This is a genomic window from Paenibacillus qinlingensis (assembly GCF_031455095.1).
Lineage (GTDB): Bacteria > Bacillota > Bacilli > Paenibacillales > NBRC-103111 > Paenibacillus_E > Paenibacillus_E qinlingensis_A.
In genome coordinates this window covers 1-20,193 of sequence record NZ_JAVDSB010000007.1, presented here as the reverse complement: position 1 = coordinate 20,193, position 20,193 = coordinate 1, and the positions used below count along the sequence as shown (strand labels likewise).

Below are 20,193 nucleotides of genomic sequence, written 5' to 3'. Positions count from 1 at the left end.
TACGGAGGAGAAGAAATGATACTTAATTTTGAAACACATCGCTTGAGTCTTCGGCTTTTCAAACAATCTGATGCAAAAATGGTTCAAGTTTTAGCTGGGAACGTTGAAGTGGCTGGCACAACACTATCAATTCCTCATCCATATCCAGATGGGGTGGCTGAAGCTTGGATTGAAAACACCCTTCGATCTTTGGAAAAAGGGGATATTTATACTTTTGCTTTGGTGAAAAAGGAAAATGATTCATTAATTGGATGTATGAGCTTAGGTGTTTCCAAAAATCATAAGCGTGCTGAGCTTGCTTACTGGATCGGTCAGCCTTTTTGGGGACAAGGATTTGCAACAGAAGCTGCCAACAGGATAGTAAAATTTGGATTCGAAGAGTTAGAATTAAACCGTATTTTTGCTGCTGCCATGACGAAAAACCCTGGTTCTTATAAGGTAATGAATAAAATTGGCATGAAAGAAGAAGGTACTTTTCCTCAACATGTATTGAAATGGGGAGTACACGAGGATTTAGTGTTTTATGGTATGGTCAAAGCAGATTATTATAAAAAAATATGGGACGATACTAGGAGAGATTTATGAGTGAGCACTCTTATAGGTGATAGAGTTCATTTGCGTGAATTTAATTTTAATGACTGGATAGATGTACATAAATATGCTTCGCAGGAAATTGTTTGCCGTTTTCAACCTTGGGGTCCTAACAATGAAGAACAAACTCAAGTGTTTGTCAGACAAATTCTAGAGGATGCAAAGAAAACGCCTAGAAACCGTTTTGTTTTTGCGATAATTGAGCAAAGCACGGGGAAAATGATTGGTGCAGGAGAAATTAATATTAGAAGTAGAACAAATTTAAGCGGCGAGATCGCCTATATCATACATCCTGATTATTGGGGAAAAGGAATTGCTACAGAAGTTGCCAAATTATTAGTTAACTGCGGCTTTAAAGAATTTCATCTTCATCGAATCTACGCTACATGTGATCCCAGAAATATTGGCTCAGCTAAAGTTCTTAGTAAAGTAGGCATGACACAAGAAGGAAGATTGAGGGATGCATTATTAATAAAGGACGGATGGAGAGATTCCCTTGTATTCGGCATCTTACAGTATGAATGGGACAAAGTGTCGTTATAATTTAATGTAACAGATATTATGGCAATGAGAGGAGACTAGACTTTGAATTTTAATTTAATTGAATTGTATAATCATCTAAATCAGCTTAAAAATGTAGAGAACACTTCATATTATGAATTTCTGAAGGTCCCTTCGATGAGTGTCGGGCTCTATAAATTGAATAAAGGTGAAAAAGACAACCAAAAGCCTCATACAGAAGATGAGGTTTATTTGGTAATTGAAGGGAAATCTTCATTTCAGAATGGAGATACCTGTAGTGAAATTAGTAAAGGGGATGTCCTATTCGTAGAGGCAAACAAAGAACATAGATTCTATGATATAACAGAAGACCTCACTACACTTGTCTTTTTTTCACCAGCAGAACACTCAAATAAATAAGCTAGTGTTTCGATCCGTCGCAACGGCAATAAGGGGGCTATTGATTGAATGGTTAATAGAAAGGTGGGAGAGTTTTGATAGAAACAAATCGTCTTATCATTAGAGAAATGGTGCAGTCCGATTATGATGCATTGTGCAAAATATTGTGTGATGAGGAAGTAATGCGTGCTGCTTATGAAAGTGCATTCAACTTAGAAGAAGCACAAAATTGGCTTAATAGACATCTTAAAAGATATGAAGCGTATGGTTTTGGACTTTGGGCTGTTGTATTAAAAGAAACAAACGAGATGATTGGTCAATGTGGCTTGACAAAGCAAGTCTGGAGAGAAAAAGAAATTTTAGAGATAGGATTTTTGTTTCAAAAAGCGCATTGGCACAAAGGTTACGCAACAGAAGCGGCAATTGCTTGCAAGGAATACGCTTTCTCAGTTCTTCATGCAAATAGGGTTTATTCTATTATTAGGGACACCAATATAAGCTCTCAAAAAGTTGCTATTCGAAACGGTATGAACATTATTGATAAAGATACTAAGAATTTTAGGAATATAGATATGGATTTTTTTCTGTATGCTGTAGAGCGAACAAAATGAGCATAATACAAAGTGAAAAACAATTGATAATCTAATGTGTTTATAAATTCTTCTTTTAAAAACTTTGAAATTATCATATAATCTAATTAGATACCCACCTAATTAAACAATTGTGAAATCACATGGAAAGAGTGGTAAAGATGAGCATTGATTTTTACCTTGTTAGGCATGCTGTAAAAGAAAAAAATGTTGGTGATGTCTCTATTACAGCTGAGGGTTTAGAGCAAGCGCATGCGACAGCAAGCCACATGAAACAAATGCGTATAACTAGCATATTCAGTAGTCCACTTAATCGAGCAAAACAGACCGCTCAGGTTATAGGGAATGCTACAAGCTTACAGATTATTGAGGATACTCGCTTACGAGAACGTGCTAATTGGGGTGACCTGCCAGGACAAACTTTCCAGGAATTTGTTGAAATGTGGGATCGATGTACCAAGGAAAGAGATTTTTTGCCTCCCATAGGAGATTCCGCAAGAATGGCAGGTCAACGATTATCTTCATTTTTATTAGATATATCTGTTCAATATCGACTGGAAAACACGGTTATCGTGACTCACGGTGGGTTAATTACAGACTTTTTGTTGAATGAATTTTCTCAAGAAGAGCTTAATACTAAACATCCGAATTTTACAATTGAACAAAGTAATCTGGTTTCAGAGTGCTCTATAACGAAAATAAGACTAGACTCTGAAGGATTTAAATTTGTTGATTTTGCTAGTATTGCTCACCTGCATTAGTAGGGCTAGATTGGGGGGGATATGTAATCACTGTTAGTTACAATGAAGTGCTTTGATTACTGAATCAGAGCAATGGTTCCAGAGACAGCTTTGAGAATAACGATTGCATAATAAACAGGGAGCAGTTTGCCACACGGCAGCTGTTCCCTGTTTTCATTTGAATAACGGGAGTTTAGTCCAATAGAGATTCAAAAAACTGCACCGGATAATTTAAGGAATATTTAATAAATACCTCACTTTTTATTTAACTGTTTTTCTTATACTTATATGTAGCTTAGTTAACATATCCAGAAATAGGTGATTCATTATTGAGAATATCCTCGGAGGAACGCAATTTGCTTACATGTTGAAAAGAATTATGAAAGGGCTGGATGCCATTATTTTGTTGCTGCTGCTGGTCTTTATGATCATCAGTATATTCTGCATCTACAGCGCAACACGAACGAATCTAGATTATTCTCAATCCTACATTAAAATGATGTATTTTTACGGTTTAGGGTTTATGGTCTTATTTATTATGCTATTTATTAACTATAAACTCATATTGCGTTTTTCGCCGGTGTACTATGCCATTGGTGTGGGGCTGCTGGTCTTATTATTTTTTAAAGGGGATACTATCAACAATGCTCAGGGGTGGTTTATTCTTCCCGGTGGGATTGGCTTTCAACCAGCAGAACTGTGTAAGCTCATTTTAATCTTGTTTTTATCGTATTTTCTATCCAAAAGAGAAGTAGAGACATTAAGCCTGTTTAAAGAAATACTTCCAATGGGTGTTATAACCGTAATTCCTTTTCTCTTGGTTCTCATGCAACCAGATTTGGGTAATTCCATTGCGTATTTGGTTATTTTTATTGTGGTCTGTTGGTTCGGGCATATTAATTACAAGCATGCTTGGATAGGTCTAATAATTATGATAATCGTAAGCGGAAGCTCCCTCTGGAGCTATATCAATTATCATCCGGAAATAAAACAATTCATGGCCTCCAAACATAAAGAGTATTGGTTGGATAGGGTAGATGCCGTCCTTTTGCCAGACCAGGCCTCTGAAAAAGCAACGTATCACATGAAACAAGCGATTAAAGCAATCGGATCAGGCTCGTTGGAAGGAGATGGCTATCTTCAGGGAACTTCCGTACAGACTGGTCAGGTTCCATATACGTATGCAGATTCTATATTCGTTGTAGTGGGAGAAGAATTTGGATTTGTAGGAGCATCGGTGCTACTTTTCCTTTATTTTCTACTCATTTATCGAATGATCATTATCGCACTTAACATTCGCAGCCAAACAGGTATTTATATCATTGGTGGGATTTCCGCTATGTTTTTGTTTCAAGTTTTTGAAAATATCGGGATGCTGATCGGCATCATGCCAATAACGGGAATCACGCTTCCTTTTATCAGCTATGGAGGCACCTCGCTGTTGATTAACATGGTATCGTTAGGTTTTGTTCTAAGTATAAAAATCTACGATGACATAGATGTTGAATAGGGATCGTCGACTGCCACGCAGTTTGATGATCCCTTTTTGCTGCAACAACGGCAGAGAAAAAAGGATATAACAAAGCATTGTGGAATACATCACTTGTACCACATGTATTCTTTTAAAAGTATTGGAGGCTATGTGATTTGGGTCAAAAATTAGCTAAAAAAATGTTTACGATGAGCTTTGATGATGGAACGATTCAGGATAGACGCTTTATTAATCTAATTGATACATATAATTTGAAATGTACCTTTAATTTGAACTCTGGATTTTTTGGACAAGTACATACGATTGTGCACGAAGGCATTGAAGTATGTCACGATGAAGTTCAAGCATCCGAAGTAAAAGAATTATATAAAAATCATGAGATTGCGGTCCATACGGTAACCCATCCCAATTTACTAAATTGCTCGAAAGAGAAGATTATTGAAGAAGTTAACCAAGATTATAAAAGTTTAACAGAACTTTCTGGTAAAACTATACTAGGCATGGCCTACCCTGGAGGTCCTTACTATAATGAATTTACCATTGAAACAATCTTGAACAATACGCCAATCCGTTACGCTCGGAATATTCATTCTCATAATTCTTTTCATTTGCCAAGTAATTTCATGGAGTGGCAGCCAACCTGCCATCAAAATGATGAACAGTTGATACAACTTGCAGAAAAATTTGTAGAAGCAGATGCTCATGAAGATATGCTTTTTTATGTATGGGGCCATAGCTTTGAATTTGATAAATATAAGAGCTGGGACAGTTTTGAGTATTTTTGTAAGATTATAAGTGGTCGTAAGGATATATGTTATATGACAAATGGAGAAGTTTATCAGTATGTGACGAAATTATTCTAGTATAGAGCCTATGAACACAATGCATTTCGTTCATAGGCTTTTTCAATGAGAAGGTGACTCCATCTGTCTGTCCAATGCTTGGTACAATGTACAGTTTTTGCTGAAATCCATAGTGGTATACTAATCGTGAGCGGTCGCGTGATGGCACTCATTGACTCCACAGCTTACAAAGGAGAACGAAACAATGAAAAAGTACATACTCTTCGATCATGATGGTGTTCTTGTTGATACTGAATTCTGGTATTACAAGGCGGGAGAACGCGCACTGGCTGACATTGGATTTACCTTGGATAAAGATCAGTACCTTCGCGACATGACCCAGCCATTGGGCACTTGGTCCCAAGCTATGGCCGCTGGTATAGATGAACAGACCATCAGCAAACAGCGCGAGGTCCGCAATGCCTATTATCAGGAATATCTAAGAACTGAAGCTATAGAGATAGAAGGCGTAGTTGAAACTCTTGCCGAACTATCCAAGTACGTCCGAATGGCCATCGTGACGACTGCAAAACGTGCGGATTTTCAACTTATTCATGAAAACGTCAGATTAGACAATTCATGGACTTCGTACTGGTTCGTGAAGACTACGAGCGCACCAAGCCGCACCCAGAACCATACTTGACCGGCCTAAAACGCTTCGGAGCTACCAAAGAAAAGACCTTGGTTGTAGAGGATTCAAACAGAGGCTTGAATTCAGCCGTGGCGGCTGGTATCGACTGTGCTATTGTGCATAACGACTTCACAAAAACACATGACTTCTCACAAGCTACCTATCGAATCAAGACTTTGATGGAACTAAAAGATATTATTCTGAATGTAATTTGAGAGAGTTTAACATCGAATAAGAGTCAGTAATAATGATAAATGAATTAAGTAGCGGCTTTATTATGAGTTAAGTTACTAACTTCCTAATAGAGACTGTCGATTATTGTAAATGGTTGATTGTAGAGGTAGTTGCCTTTATATTACAAAGGTCTGCACAAAAATAAATTGTGCGCAAGGACGTCGTCGCAGCTGGCAGTTGCTTGCTTGAGCACAAAGCTTGTGCTTTTTCAAGCCTAGACAAGTGCACTTGATCTTAAGATCAAGTGTTTTTTTATTTTAATGGGAATGTAGTGTTTTGGGTTACACGTCTTTTTCCAGCGAGAGCGTGAATCGCAACTTTTAGCTGAAAGAAATGTCTAATGGTTAAGCATACAAAAAAAGGAAATTGAGGTGAACAATGAAACGACTTAAGAAATTCATCGTAGTTTTAATAGCAATCACAGGCATACATACTGCAATGCCGCTTTCCAGTATCCATGCGGAGCAAGCAGCACAAAATGCCCAATCAGACTCTGCTATATTATCGGTAAAGGAACAAGGAGATCGTTTCTTATTTGGCAAAACGAAGACGGTGAAGGAGATAGGCTATCAGGATGGATTTTATATGAGATCCATACACTCATTCTGGGATGGTAGTAAAGCGATATTCGTAAATAATCAAAACCCAACAACGTCGGTACTTTCCAATAATGCCAATGGGGAGTTGGTCGAATTTCTGATTATGGTACTGCAAAACAGTTCGAGTGGTTCATCGAATATACCGGTTCCGGCCGAAACAGAGCGTCGAGGAAGAGGACTGTCCGCGGTAACCATGGATGAGAAGGAACGATTTTGGACGATAAAAAAAGGAGTAATCGACGACTCGATCGCCACACCACGCGGTGATAAAATTAAGAGGGATCGTTCTCTCCAACTTCTTCGCTTTGGTTGGCATGAGGCGAACGGTCCGTTGACGATCGATTTGGCGGAGGCTCTCGGCCAGGAAGAAAATCCGAATCAGTATGTGTTCGACGTTCAGTTTGGCGGTGGAGTCTTGTACGTGACGTTAAACTCGCTTTCAGGTGGGCAGGTTCAAGTGGCTGCGGTTAACCCTGATTCTAATAAGATTCTATACACACTGCCGGTAAAAAGTAATGTTAACGTCATTCCAATGAAGGATGGAAAGTTAGCCTTACAAGAGCTGGGGACGATTACCGTATATTCTGCAGAAGGGAAGGAAGAAAAAAGCATTCGACTATCCGAGTTGTCACCACTTCTGACCGGAATGAATTACGTCACATTTACACCAACGAGTGGTGGTGATGGATATGTTTTGGAACAAGGCGACCGTTGGTTCACTTTGAACGCAAGCTTCTCTAAGGTGCTGTCACAAAGTCCACGCCAAGGTGATTTTCCAATTGAGTGTCCTAATTGCCCTTATTTTGATAGATGGTTGCCTGTAAATGCAACACAGTACCTCTATGTGAAGGATCAGTCCGGTATCAAAATAAAGCAATACGATGCCGTAAGAATTAACTTTTTTGGAGAACAACTGCTGACTGATGTTCCTGCGTATCTAGACGGCAAAGAGGGGCGTGTTTGGGTGCCGCTGCGTGCAATGACTGAAGCGATGGGATATAAGGTTGGATATATCGAGGACAAGAGGCAGATCACGCTCGAACTGCCGGATCGGATGCTCACAATTAATCAAGACAATCCTCAGATTGAAATGAGGACGATTCAGGAATATGGGCGTACCTATGTCAGCATTCGTCAGCTATCCGAGTTGCTTGGAAAGCCTGTAGAGTGGGAGCAGGAAAGCTATACGGTCTTCGTTACCAAAGGAGAAATATTACGTCCGAAAGTCCCTGCGAAACTCTTGGAGGATGGGGATGCACTTCGGGAAGTGCTCCAGAACGTGGATGATCTAGTCACTATATCGTACACACAGCCTCAGATAAAGGAGATTTGGTCCAAAAAAACGCAAGAGGATCGCAGAGAAGTTTTACAATCTTTCGTCAAGACGACTCTGCAGAAAGAAGTAGAGACCCTATTGCCATTAAGTGATCAAGACGGTCAGCAATGGATTGGGGTTATTACAAAGGACGGCTTCGTCTACAAGATTCATATGGTTAATCGTAAGGATTACGGCGGAAATTTCTGGCTAGTAGTGGATTATGGGGAGCTCGTGCTAACGCAATAAAGTAGATAGTCTAATAGGGATCGTTAACTGCCGCGCAGTCTGATGGTTCCTTTTTGGCTGTTTACACAGATATTAGTTTCAACGCGCAGGTTTGTTGTGTATTTCGCCGAATACAAGTATCCATATGAAATGTTAATAACTGGGGGGATATGCGTGAATACAGAACAATTTCATGAATTAATCGAAACCTTATTTGTTGGTCTCCTAAACCAATCTGAATATGGAGAGGAATTTGCATTTTATACCTATGGTCCTGAATGCATTCATCGAATTGGGTATGCAACAAATATGACTCCTGAAATAATTGAACAAGCCGCAAAAAAGAAAGTTGATCTTATCGTGACCCACCATGATGCATGGGATTTTGTTTTTGGAATGAAAGAAGAATGTCATAGACTCCTGGCATCCCATGGAATCAGTCATTTTTTTGTGCATTTGCCACTGGATTATGTTGAATTTGGCACGTGTACTTCATTATTTAAGGCAATTGGCATAGATCATGTTATTCAAAAATCCATTGAGAGCGATGGTCGGAGTCTGCCTGGTATAGGAGAGTTCGAGTATCCGATTAGCTTTCAAGAATTAAGTGAACGGGTTAGCACGGTCCTAGGTGAAACCATAAAATCGTGGAAAAACTCCGAAAAGCTAATAAAAAGAGTGGGAATGATTACAGGAGCCGGAAACTCTACAAAATGCCTTCGCGATGCCCATTATTCCGAATGCGATGTTTATATCACTGGAGAGAAAGTCTTGTACACAATCCAGTATGCAAAGTTTATTAAAATGAACCTGATCGTGGGAAGTCACACGTTCACAGAGATTTTTGGAGTGAGATCATTAGTTGAGAAAATGAAAGCGAACTATGATTCTTTAGATATTATTGAATTGGTAGAAGATCATGTGGAATAGATGGATAACTTACAATAATTGTTCCAAACAGGAGGATAAAATAGATGGCTGAGGTTCTTTTATTTCACCACGCGCTGGGGCTGACCAAGGGTATTCTTACGTTTGCCGACGAGCTCAGAGCGAGGGGACACACTGTGCATGTGCATGACCTTTTTGAAGGTCGTGTGTTTGCCTCAATCGATGACGGTATGGCCTACGTGAATGAGCTTGGATTCGAAGAGATGATAGCGCGCGGTGCACGCGTGGCAAGTGAGTTGCCGTGTGATATGATCTATGCTGGGTTTTCACTCGGTGTTTTATCGGCACAGAAGCTTGCCCAGACCCGAGAAGGTGCCCGTGGCGCGCTATTATTTTACTCGTGTGTGCCGACCTCAATGTTCGGCTCACCTTGGCCAGCGGAGCTGCCGGTGCAGATTCACGGGATGGACGCCGATCCCTATTTTGTTGAGGAAGGTGACTTAGAGGCAGCTCAAGAGCTCGTTTCCTCTGCGAATCATGCCGATTTGTATGTGTACCCAGGCAACCAACACTACTTCGCTGATAGCAGTTTGTCGTCATACGATGCTGATGCGACTGCTTTGCTTTTACAACGTGTGCTCAAATTCCTGAGCAATTCTGATGACGTTGATGAGGTTGCTGCCACAAACCAGAAGAATTCACCAAAGTAAATGCCATCGAATGCACGATTTTTTACAAGCTTAAAATTTATCGGAAAGAAGGGGATTGCGTTGTTTATTAGTAGTTTAATCTCACGAAAGTTAATCAGTGCATCAGTCTCTTCTTGTATTTTTGTAATTATTTTCGCTTGGTTTGAGCCAAGTGTTTGGAGCGATATTCCTATCCTTGAATACAATTCATTTAAAGGGTATATAAAAGATAGTATTTCCTCGATCCCCATATATTTTACTTATGCACTCCCAGTAATATTAATCTATGGAACATTAACATCATTAATCTGTGAATTTATAGTCTATAACATTTTTGAATATACACCACTACGAAAATCTAATTTGAATAAATTTATTCTAATGGGCCTATTACATCTTGCATTTGGCATGGTTCTCCTTTATATCAGTCTTCTTGCAGCAATATTATTTTTTCTAGTAGATCAATGGCTTTCTTATAGGCGACAAGTTTATAACTGGAGATCCGTATTCAAAAGTTTTTTTATCCCGTTATGCTTTTTCATATTCTGGGTTTCTTTAGTTTGGTTTATAGCTCATAAATCCACTGTGATACCGAAATCGTTCTTATAATTCTACAATATGGTAAGTAATAATAAGAGAACGAAAATGAGAGGAAGCATTCAAATGAAAATAAGGGTCATTGGGAGATGGGGCGCATTTCCAAAAGCTGGTGAAGCAACTTCAGGCTATCTATTAGAAGTCGGTAATCACAAAATTTTACTCGATTGTGGAAGTGGTGTATTGTCAGCTTTACAAAAATTTATTGAATTAAAAGAATTAACATCTGTATTTCTATCACACCGACATTATGATCATATGGCAGACTTAGGTTGCCTCCAGTATGCATGTTTAATTGATATGGATCTACAACGTAGAGACACGCCGCTGAGGCTCCTAACAGCGGAGGAAATTGAAGAAGAATGGTCAATTCCTGTTATGAAAGGCACTCATGAAACAGGAGTTAACGAAAGTGCTGCTGTAACATTTGAGGATGGCTTAAAGTTAACCTTCTTCCGTACCAATCATGATGGATATTGCTTAGGAGTGAGGGTTGAATTTGAAGGGAAAGTATTGGTATATACCGCTGATACTCGATACGATGAACAACTTGTACCTTTCCTTAAAGATGCGGATCTACTTATTACTGAATCTTCTTTTTATGCAGGGTTCAATGCATCTCAATATGGTCATATGAATTCACATGAAGCAGGGAAGCTAGCTTCGGTGGCAGCTGCAAAGAAGTTACTTTTATCACATTTGCCTCATTTTGGTGATACGCTGTTATTGAAGGAAGAGGCTGCTGTTATGTTTAATGGTGAGATACTGTTAGCAAATTTCGGTATGCAAGTCGTAATATAACGGTCGGTTGCAGTTGTCAGTTGGCTGAATAAATTAAGTCTTGACGCATGACTACTTAATGGTTATTATTACCATAATATTAGTGGAAATGGGGTAATTACATGTATAATTTGATTTTTAAACAACCTCATCATGATAGGCGTTAGCACATTCCTAAAGATTTGGGATGGGTTAACGCTCTTCGCGCTTCCCATCCTGCGATATACAACGCGCAGGCCCAATGGGTCCTGCGCGTTTTTTGTTTTAACACATATGTAAATGGAGGGGTTAAGAAATGGTAATCATGACAGATGCGAAAGGTAATATTTTCTTAGAATTCTTAGAAATTGCAGAGAGTCAACTAGATGTTATCCAACTCGATGCACCACTAACACATGCGTTAATTGTTGTAAAATACCAGGGGAAGTACCTCTTCATGCATAATAAATGGAGGAACATTTGGGAATTGCCCGGAGGTATTATCGAAGAAGGAGAATCTGCAAAGCAATGTGTAATTAGGGAATTATTTGAGGAGACCAATCAAAAGTTAGAAGAAGTTGACTTCAAAGGGTTAATGAAATTTAGACTCAAACCAAGTTTTCATGGTCCAGAAAGGACTGAGTTTGGTGCTTTGTTTTCAGGTCAACTATGCCAACTTGATGATTTTATTGAAAATGAAGAAGCTAGGGCAATTATTCTGTGGGACGGTTCATCGCATATTGGACAAATTGGAGAGATAGATAAGAAATTAATTGAGTTCACCTAAATTATCATTATCTTATGAATAACATCGAGATAATTAAATCCATTTCAAAAGATCTACCTGGTATTCTTATTTACGAAGACGAGTACCAGATAGGAGTTGTCTGCAACTAGGCTAGAAGATAAGGAGGTTTCCTGAAAAATGAAACTAATCAATTATATGATTGTTCTAGTGGCTCTCTCGATGTTAGTAGGTTGTGCTAAACAACAAAAAAATGGAGACATGCAAATCAGCTACAAAATTAATGAGAAGGAAGATGTTATAAATAGCCACGGAATCATCGTGAAAAATCGCGAAAAGTTGGATGCTTTTATTAATAAAACAAATAGTACCCAACGAGTGGTTCATTACACCATTGAGGGAGATCCAATCTTCAACGATTTAACATATAAGGATAATAAGTATGAAATGAGAAATGATACAACAAAAGACAAATTCGGTTCGCCACTTGTTAAAACATGCACTTGTGCAAAGTTAGAAAGAAACGAGACTGATAAATTCCTGAAATATACGCTATCGGGGTGTGATGGAGATAGGAAAGAAATTGAGGTTCTCCAAATACCATTTGATGTGGAGAATCAAGACACTTTTGAATTTGATTTAAGATATGGGGTGAACCAAAAAAATGAAATAAATACAATCAATAATAATATAGTTAAAGACCTTCAAAATGGGGAAGTGACCGAGGTTAGTGATTTTCATTTTAATAAAGAAGATCGTCAAAAAATATATAAAGAGATGGTTCTTGCAAATTACTTAGGTGATAAAGAATTATCTAACAAATGCAATAGAAATCCTTATGTAAGTTATGATTTGACGGTTCATATCAACAGTGGAAAGCGCCACTATCATTGGACAGAATGTGATAGTAACGAAGATGGTAAAATGATGACTAAACTGGCAAATGCAATTATCGAAATTGTGCAGGCTAACGACATATATAAGCAGCTACCAGCAGTTAAGGGGCAATACTTGTGAACGAAAGGTCACAAAGATTATCAATTGCGTTAACGCAGAAACGTTACTTCTCAATAACTATAAAATGAGGCTGCCACTGCGAAAACGAGTGGCTTTTAAGATCATGTACGGTGAACCCTATTATAAATAGTGGTAAAGTGAAGATTTGAAATCAGCATAAATAGGGAACTAATTGGAAAATTCGGTTAACCGTATTTCCCATAAATTTTTTTACTTTTCTGTCACACTTCACATCCATTGCCAATTGCCCGTCATACAGGTAAAATTTGAATGGAGACGGCGGAGGCAAAGTAAGCGCGGCACAAGTGCCTATTGGCGGGATTGAGCAAGTGCAGAAGCTTCATCAAAATGTGATCAACATGCAAGCGGGTAAATTTACGTACTCGTTCCTCATGATGAATGAACACCCCCGAATCCACTTTTTTTGGATGAAGGGATCCAATATGTTTATTCTTTTGCTTATCGAGATCATAAGATCGAAGTGATTTATACTGTCGCAAATCCGGACAAGTTAAGACATCTATAGAATCACTACTTAAATATCTCGAAAGGAGCTGCAGACGCACTCCTTTCTTTTTTTTGCCCAATATCGAGCTCCTTTTTTGAATTATGGCCTAACATTAAAATGATCACGTTTTCCTGATGTCTGGAAGGACGATTTGGAGCAAGTCCTGAATTAAATGGCGAAGCTCGTTGGAGCTATTGGCGACAGTTTTAAATCCGCGCAACGCACCGGTTAGCAGATGTGCCAATCTCGCTGGAGGAATACCACTTGTGGCAGTAGGATACATTTCCAGCAAGTCGGCCAGCAAGGCTTCCAATTTACCGTAGCTTGTGTTGAGCGCTTCGCGGGCAAATTGGTAAGAGCTATCCGTTATTTCTTTGTGTTCTGGAGAGTGCAACGAATCGTCGAAATTACGGATCGCCCACACTTCAAGGGCAAATAAAATTTTGTCTTCCGTTGTATTTTGGGACAACAGACCGTTCTCAATCTCTCTTATGAGATTATCGCCGTGGTGAACAATAGTGGCGTTAAAAATTTCCTCCTTACTTTTAAAGTACAAATATAGACCTGCGCGCGAAATGCCTGCGGCCTCTGCAATTTCGTTCATCGCTACCCGTTTGTAACCATACTTGAAGAATACCTCTAACGCCGTCGCAACAATTTCAAGTTTTTTTGTATTGTCCATATATCCATTTTATACACTTTACAAACTTTGTCCACTTGTATAGTATAGACACATAGACATTTAATGATTTTTGTCTAACTATATTATAGAGGAGCAAACAACCATGAAGACTGAACAAAAACCGTTAATGTCGGGATTCGGACCTGAAACGACCGCGCAAGAGGTAGTGGCTGGGCAAGATCTTACTGGAAAACTTGCTATCGTTACAGGTGGACATGGAGGAATCGGACTCGAAACAACCAGAGCACTTGTTGAAGCCGGTGCAACTGTCATTGTCGGCGCCCGTGATACAAAAAAAGCTCACGAAGTACTCAAACAACTAAAAAATGTTGAGGTGATTCGTCTTGATCTGGCGGATCCATCATCTATCAATCAATTTTCCAGCGTCTTTCAGAATTCCAATCGTGCGCTCGATCTATTAATTTTAAATGCTGGCGTTAGTTTTCCTCCAACGATTAAAGATGAGCGGGGATTCGATACCCATTTTGCGACGAATTACTTAGGGCATTTTCAACTAACGAATAAGTTATGGGAACCACTAAAACGAGCAGGGAATGCTAGAGTTGTCGCTCTTTCGTCGATCGGCCATATAGCAGGGCCTATCGATTTCGACGACCTGCATTTTAATATGAGAACGTACGACAAGGTTGTCTCTTATGGAGAATCGAAGACTGCATGCTCATTATTTGCTATTGAGCTCGATAAACGAGGACGAGAGTACGGAGTACGCGCTTTTGCGGTTCATCCTGGCGCCATCCTGTCTGGTTTGGCCCGACACTTGAGCAATGAAGATTTAGCGGGTTGGGGGGTAATACGGAACGAAGATGGCACTTATAGGTCTTCTGGAGGTTTCAAATCAACTGAGCAAGGCGCCGCGACATCCGTATGGTGTGCAGTCAGTCCGATACTTAAAGGCAAAGGTGGTGTCTATTGCGAAGACGGCGATATCGCGGAGGTTGTATCGGCAGACAGTCCTCTGCAACGCGGAGTTCGTTCGTGGGCCATCGATTCGGCATCGGCAGAAAGGCTATGGACGATCAGTGAAGATCTTCTGCACATTCCTGTTGGAACAATTCCCCGGGTTCATAATTGACACTCGTGAAATTTTTAACGTAGTGAAGTGGAGGGAGACCAAACAGTCAAATTGAATTGGGAACACAGGGTTTAACAGTGAGTATAGAAGGCTTGGGTCAGGCTTTTCCACAAAGCTCTCTGAAGGACATAAGGAATTTCTGTCTCAAAAGTTAGAAACAAAGTGCGGTTTGTTGAACTCTAATGGAGGAAGAATAGTTGAATAATCAGGAGGAGCAGATCGCCGTGCACGGCAGCTGCTTCCTTTTTGTTTAAGTTCGTGAAGGTTCAGTTATACTAGCTGATATTAAGAGTACCAAAGAGAACCACGGAATTACCATATCTCCTAGAAGGGGGACTTCTCTTTTGAATGAGCAATTTCTAGATTTATTGGCCCAGAAATATGATACGGAAGAAAAAGTTGTAACAGAAATCATCAATCTTGAAGCGATCTCCAACCTTCCGAAGGGAACTGAGCATTTTGTCAGTGATTTGCATGGGGAGTTCCAGGCTTTTCAGCATGTATTAAGAAATGGATCGGGTACCGTAAAAGAGAAAATCAAGGCGTTGTTCCGAGATGTTTGGACGGATCATGAAGTCAATGATTTTACGGCGTTAGTCTATTATCCGGAAGAAAAAATACAGCTGGTTAAAGGAGATCTATGCAATAAACAAGACTTGAACCGATGGTATAGACAAACGATTGAACAAATGCTTAAACTCATTTCTTTTGCGTCATCCAAATATACGCGCTCGAAATTGCGTATAGCTCTGCCGGATCAGTTTGTATATATTGTAGAAGAACTGCTATACAAGACGGATTCGACCAATAATAAGGACCCTTATTATGAGGAAATATACCGGCAAATTATTTCTTTAGGTCAATCGGATAAGCTCATTATCGGCCTTGCATATACGACCCAGCGCCTGGTGGTTGACCATCTTCATGTGGTCGGGGATATTTATGACCGCGGGCCAGATCCCGATAAAATTATGGACACGCTGATCAACTACCATTCTGTAGACATTCAGTGGGGAAACCATGATGTCCTGTGGATAGGCGCTTATGCGGGTTCCCTAGTTTGCCTTGCGAATATTATCCGAATCTGCGCCAGATACGACAATCTGAACATCATCGAAGACGTATATGGCATCAATCTTCGTCCCTTGCTGAACTTGGCAGAGAAATACTATACGGATAATCCGGCTTTTCGGCCGAAGCTTCAGAGCGAGCGTCACGGTTCGGAGCAGGAAATCCTGCAAATTACCAAAATTCATCAAGCTATTGCCATGATTCAGTTCAAACTGGAAATGCCTATTATTAAGAGACGCCCTTACTTTAATATGTCGGAAAGGCTTTTGCTTAATTATATCCATTATGACAAAGCTGAAATCAAGATCGGCGGTAAAACGTACCCACTGGAAAACACTTGCTTCGCAACTGTAAATCCACTGCAGCCTGAAAAATTGCTGGAGGAAGAACAAGAGGTGATGGAAAAGCTGCTGTTCTCTGTTCAGCATTCCGAAAAGCTAGCGAGACATATGAATTTTTTTATGAAAAAGGGCAGCATGTATCTAAAATACAACGGAAATTTGTTATATCACGGCTGTATTCCATTGGATGAAGAAGGAAACATGAAAGAAATGCAGATTGAAGATAAGACATATTCGGGCCGTAAGCTGCTTGATGTATTTGAATATTATATACGTTACGCATTTACGCATCCAGAAGAGACAGATGATCTAGCTACGGATATGGTCTGGTACATCTGGACAGGGGAATGTTCCTCGCTATTTGGAAAGTGTGAAATGACTACTTTCGAACGGTACTTTATCCAAAATAAAGAAACGTATAAGGAGAGAAAAAATCCGTATTACCATTTGCGTGAAAATGAGGAGATCTGCCGGAATATCTTGCTGGAGTTTGATTTGAATCCGGATCATGGACATATCATAAACGGCCACACACCCGTTAAAGAAATTCGTGGAGAGAACCCAGTTAAAGCAAACGGGAAAATGATTGTTATTGACGGCGGTTTTTCCAAAGCCTATCAATCTACAACAGGCATCGCCGGATATACCTTGTTATATAATTCATTTGGCATGCAACTCGTTGCCCATCAGAAATTTATTTCAAAAGAAGATGTGTTATGCAATGGAACGGATGTCTTGTCGTTAAAAAGGCTGGTAGACAAAGAACTGGAGCGGAAGCTGGTAAGGGAAACGAATGTCGGTGAGAGGCTGCTGCAGAAAATATCAAATTTGAAGAAATTGCTCCAATATCGCTATATGAATTGAAAACTCATCAAGTCATAATGGGTCGGGAATTTCCTGCAAGAAGGGCGGTTCTCGGCCATTCCTATGATTGAAGATTACCTTAATACTAGTATGGCCGAAAAAGGCTATTGACATTCTATCTACTGAAAGGTAGAATACGATACATGAACAACAACAACACAGTTTTTCGCATACTGCTGTGAAAGTCGACATACGCATCACGTCGAGTATTCATTCGTATTTTGCGAATACAGAGAATGAGCTGGATCGTTTTTGAGTTTCTTCTACCTTTTAATAGGTAGGCAAAATCTGAATACATTTTCCAAAAAAATAAAATCTAAGAATTGAATGGAGCGAATCTGATGAGAACACTTGTAATCGTCGCACACCCTAATCTAGAATCATCCAATTGGAATAAAGCATGGGTAGACGAACTAAAGAAGAATGGCGATATCACGATCCACGAGCTGTACAAGGAATATCCAAGCGCAAATATCGACGTTCAGCGCGAACAGCAACTGGTCGAAACGCATGACCGTATCATTTTCCAATACCCGCTTTACTGGTACAACATGCCGCCGCTACTCAAAACATGGTTCGATACAGTTCTGCAATACAACTGGGCGTATGGTCCGGAAGCAACAGCAACGACTGGCAAAGAAATTGGCGTAGCTATCTCGACGTATGGCACAACAGAATCGTATCAGCCTACTGGATCTAACCGTTTGACATTGGAACAAATTTTGGCTCCGATTCAAGCAAGCGCGCGTTTCATCAGCGCCGTTTACTTGCCGCACTTCTCAGTTAACGACACTTCCGACGTAACGCCTGAGCGTTTGGCACAGAGTAGCAAAGCATATATAGAGCACATTAAGACAGTTAAACCTGTGGAGGTGGCGTAAATGAAAAACGTAACAATCGACGTATATATGGATACCGTGTGCCCATGGTGCCGAATGGGTGATGCTAGTTTGAGAACTGCTTTAAAAGACCTGCCAGAAGGCATGAACGCTACAGTTCGCTATCATGCGTTTCAGCTGAATCCTGGTATTCGCAAGGAAGGCGAGGATTACCGTAAAGTGATGATCGGCCGCTTAGGTGGAGAAGCCCAATTCGAAGCAAGAATGAAACAATATAATCAAACTGGCGCTCATTTTGGACTGAATTATAATATGGATTTGGTCAAATATACGCCAAATTCAGTGTTGTCACATCAGCTGATTGCCATTACGCCGGAGCATCTGCAGTCGCAATTGCTTGAACGATTGTATACAGCATATTTTGAGGAAGGCGTTAATATTGGCGATGTGGACAGTCTTGTGGAAATCGCACAAGCGAGTGGGATCACGAATGACCCCGCGGCACTTAAGGCAAGACTTCTCAACGGAGAAGGACTTGATCATGTGGAAGAAGGACAGCGCGATGCGCAGAAGCTTGGTATCAGAGGCGTTCCTTATTACATCATCAACGATAATCACGCATTAACGGGTCTTCAGTCGCCTGCAGATCTGATCAATGCTTTCAAACAGCAGTAAGAAACCGTCTTATACAGGCAGCTGAGCATCAAGCCAAACGTTTTGAGCAACAATACTAATAGGAACCCGGGAGGAAAAAATAATGAGCAATCAAGATAAAGTATATGTGATTACTGGTGGCAGCAGTGGACTTGGTAAAGCAATGGCAGTCGAATTGGTGAAGCGAGGAGCAAATGTCGTCATCAACGGACGACGTGAACAAGCGTTGGCCGATGCCGCGAAAGATATAGATCCAACAGGGAAGCAAGTGCATATTGTTGCTGGTGATGTCATGGAGTCCAAAGTCGCGCAGCGTCTAGTCGACGAAGCGTTGGCTAAGTTCGGCCGGATTGACACACTAATCAATAATGCGGGTATTTTCATCGCGAAGCCGTTCACGGAATACACCGAAGAAGAATTCACGAGATACATGGGTACGAACGTAGTTGGATTTTTCCATCTGACACAGCGTGCACTTGTGCAAATGTTGAAACAAGGTGCAGGCCATGTCATCAATATCACGACTAGTCTGACGGATTCTCCTTCAGAGCAAGTGCCTTCCGCGCTTGCGAACTTAACGAAGGGCGGCGTGAACTCGACGACGAAAGCTTTGGCGATCGAATATGCGAAACGTGGCATTCGCGTAAACGCAATCTCACCAGGCGTAATCAAAACGCCTATGCATGCTCCTGAAACGTTCGAATTTTTGTCTAAGCTGCATCCGATGGGACGCATGGGCGAGCAGCAAGAGATTGTTGATGCGGTGCTGTATCTGGATTCAGCGAAGTTCGTAACGGGTGAAATTCTTCACGTTGATGGCGGTCAAAGCGCTGGGCACTAATTCTAGCTGAAGGAGTGCAGCAAAAATACGATAGTAAACGAATGGAGGAGAAGATTTATGCCGATCGTAAACATTCAAGTGACACGGGAGGGCACGACGCCTGACCGAGATTCAGTGACCGCCGAAGAAAAAGCAGCTCTCATCAAGGGCGTAAGCGAATTGCTGCTTAAGGTGCTGAATAAGCCGTTGGAATCGACTTTCGTTGTGATTGAGGAAGTAGACACGGACAACTGGGGTTGGGGCGGATTACCGGCTTTGGAGTATCGCCGGAAGGTTGCTGCTCAGAAGGCAGCCTTGGAAGGATGACTGTAGAAGGAATTGAAATAAGAAAAGAAGCGCACTTTTTGTGGAGGCCACTGAAAAACTTAAGGTTTTTGAGTAAATTCAAGCGAGAAAATAAAAATGCGGCACCTAATCCGATTATTCCGGAGAAGGTGCCGCAT

At 40.5% G+C, this 20,193-nt stretch carries 21 protein-coding genes and 1 pseudogene; 21 read left to right on the top strand and 1 reads right to left on the bottom strand.

The features are described from left to right. The first annotated feature begins 15 nt into the window (after positions 1–15). From J2736_RS18790 to J2736_RS18715, 15 genes and pseudogenes are all read left to right on the top strand, one after another. Positions 16–585 (top strand): GNAT family N-acetyltransferase, encoded by a 570-nt coding sequence (locus J2736_RS18790; protein WP_310500132.1) that lies wholly within the window; start codon positions 16–18, stop codon positions 583–585. Continuing rightward, the gene (locus J2736_RS18785; protein ID WP_310500131.1) at positions 586–1,134 is read left to right on the top strand and encodes a GNAT family N-acetyltransferase; all 549 of its coding nucleotides are present in this window, start codon (positions 586–588) and stop codon (positions 1,132–1,134) included. Between the two features lie 42 nt (positions 1,135–1,176). Continuing rightward, on the top strand, positions 1,177–1,512 hold the full coding sequence (locus tag J2736_RS18780) for a cupin domain-containing protein (protein ID WP_310500130.1): 336 nt from the start codon (positions 1,177–1,179) through the stop codon (positions 1,510–1,512). Between the two features lie 74 nt (positions 1,513–1,586). Beyond that, positions 1,587–2,102 (top strand): GNAT family N-acetyltransferase, encoded by a 516-nt coding sequence (locus J2736_RS18775; protein WP_310500129.1) that lies wholly within the window; start codon positions 1,587–1,589, stop codon positions 2,100–2,102. Between the two features lie 140 nt (positions 2,103–2,242). After that, entirely contained in the window at positions 2,243–2,842 is a 600-nt protein-coding gene (locus J2736_RS18770) for a histidine phosphatase family protein (protein ID WP_310500128.1), read from the top strand. A gap of 343 nt (positions 2,843–3,185) precedes the next feature. Further along, positions 3,186–4,331, top strand: a complete 1,146-nt coding sequence (locus tag J2736_RS18765; RefSeq protein WP_310500127.1) for an FtsW/RodA/SpoVE family cell cycle protein — start codon at positions 3,186–3,188, stop codon at positions 4,329–4,331. 137 nt (positions 4,332–4,468) lie between these two features. Continuing rightward, on the top strand, positions 4,469–5,176 hold the full coding sequence (locus tag J2736_RS18760) for a polysaccharide deacetylase family protein (RefSeq protein ID WP_310500126.1): 708 nt from the start codon (positions 4,469–4,471) through the stop codon (positions 5,174–5,176). Positions 5,177–5,360: 184 nt separating this feature from the next. Next, positions 5,361–5,963, top strand: a pseudogene (locus J2736_RS18755) (HAD family hydrolase); the annotation flags it as partial. Between the two features lie 435 nt (positions 5,964–6,398). Further along, positions 6,399–8,183, top strand: coding sequence for a copper amine oxidase N-terminal domain-containing protein (locus J2736_RS18745; protein ID WP_310500123.1), 1,785 nt, complete (start codon positions 6,399–6,401; stop codon positions 8,181–8,183). 153 nt (positions 8,184–8,336) lie between these two features. Beyond that, the gene (locus tag J2736_RS18740; protein ID WP_310500122.1) at positions 8,337–9,092 is read left to right on the top strand and encodes a Nif3-like dinuclear metal center hexameric protein; all 756 of its coding nucleotides are present in this window, start codon (positions 8,337–8,339) and stop codon (positions 9,090–9,092) included. A gap of 44 nt (positions 9,093–9,136) precedes the next feature. Next, complete coding sequence (locus J2736_RS18735; protein WP_310500121.1) at positions 9,137–9,760, top strand: dienelactone hydrolase family protein; 624 nt, start codon at positions 9,137–9,139, stop codon at positions 9,758–9,760. A gap of 642 nt (positions 9,761–10,402) precedes the next feature. Continuing rightward, entirely contained in the window at positions 10,403–11,137 is a 735-nt protein-coding gene (locus J2736_RS18730; RefSeq protein ID WP_310500120.1) for an MBL fold metallo-hydrolase, read from the top strand. Positions 11,138–11,411: 274 nt separating this feature from the next. Beyond that, the gene (locus tag J2736_RS18725) at positions 11,412–11,882 is read left to right on the top strand and encodes an NUDIX domain-containing protein (protein ID WP_310500119.1); all 471 of its coding nucleotides are present in this window, start codon (positions 11,412–11,414) and stop codon (positions 11,880–11,882) included. 138 nt (positions 11,883–12,020) lie between these two features. Next, positions 12,021–12,857: a DUF4362 domain-containing protein gene (locus tag J2736_RS18720; protein WP_310500118.1), complete on the top strand. Its 837-nt coding sequence runs from the start codon at positions 12,021–12,023 to the stop codon at positions 12,855–12,857. A 266-nt stretch (positions 12,858–13,123) separates the two neighbouring features. Next, on the top strand, positions 13,124–13,342 hold the full coding sequence (locus J2736_RS18715) for a hypothetical protein (RefSeq protein ID WP_310500117.1): 219 nt from the start codon (positions 13,124–13,126) through the stop codon (positions 13,340–13,342). 144 nt (positions 13,343–13,486) lie between these two features. Here J2736_RS18715 and J2736_RS18710 read toward each other — a convergent pair whose 3' ends face one another. Continuing rightward, the gene (locus J2736_RS18710) at positions 13,487–14,047 is read right to left on the bottom strand and encodes a TetR/AcrR family transcriptional regulator (RefSeq protein ID WP_310500116.1); all 561 of its coding nucleotides are present in this window, start codon (positions 14,045–14,047) and stop codon (positions 13,487–13,489) included. Positions 14,048–14,150: 103 nt separating this feature from the next. On the opposite strand from J2736_RS18710, the gene J2736_RS18705 reads away from it, so the two are divergent. The 6 genes from J2736_RS18705 to J2736_RS18680 all read left to right on the top strand — a co-directional run bounded on the left by J2736_RS18705 (position 14,151) and on the right by J2736_RS18680 (position 20,056). Next, the gene (locus J2736_RS18705) at positions 14,151–15,140 is read left to right on the top strand and encodes an SDR family NAD(P)-dependent oxidoreductase (protein ID WP_310500115.1); all 990 of its coding nucleotides are present in this window, start codon (positions 14,151–14,153) and stop codon (positions 15,138–15,140) included. Between the two features lie 344 nt (positions 15,141–15,484). Further along, positions 15,485–17,416, top strand: coding sequence for a fructose-1,6-bisphosphatase (locus tag J2736_RS18700; protein ID WP_310500114.1), 1,932 nt, complete (start codon positions 15,485–15,487; stop codon positions 17,414–17,416). Positions 17,417–17,757: 341 nt separating this feature from the next. Beyond that, positions 17,758–18,297 (top strand): NAD(P)H-dependent oxidoreductase, encoded by a 540-nt coding sequence (locus J2736_RS18695; RefSeq protein ID WP_310500113.1) that lies wholly within the window; start codon positions 17,758–17,760, stop codon positions 18,295–18,297. Next, positions 18,298–18,930, top strand: a complete 633-nt coding sequence (locus J2736_RS18690) for a DsbA family oxidoreductase (RefSeq protein WP_310500112.1) — start codon at positions 18,298–18,300, stop codon at positions 18,928–18,930. Between the two features lie 82 nt (positions 18,931–19,012). Next, on the top strand, positions 19,013–19,750 hold the full coding sequence (locus J2736_RS18685; RefSeq protein ID WP_310500111.1) for an SDR family NAD(P)-dependent oxidoreductase: 738 nt from the start codon (positions 19,013–19,015) through the stop codon (positions 19,748–19,750). A gap of 57 nt (positions 19,751–19,807) precedes the next feature. Then, on the top strand, positions 19,808–20,056 hold the full coding sequence (locus tag J2736_RS18680) for a tautomerase family protein (protein WP_310500110.1): 249 nt from the start codon (positions 19,808–19,810) through the stop codon (positions 20,054–20,056). The last annotated feature ends 137 nt before the right edge of the window (positions 20,057–20,193 follow it).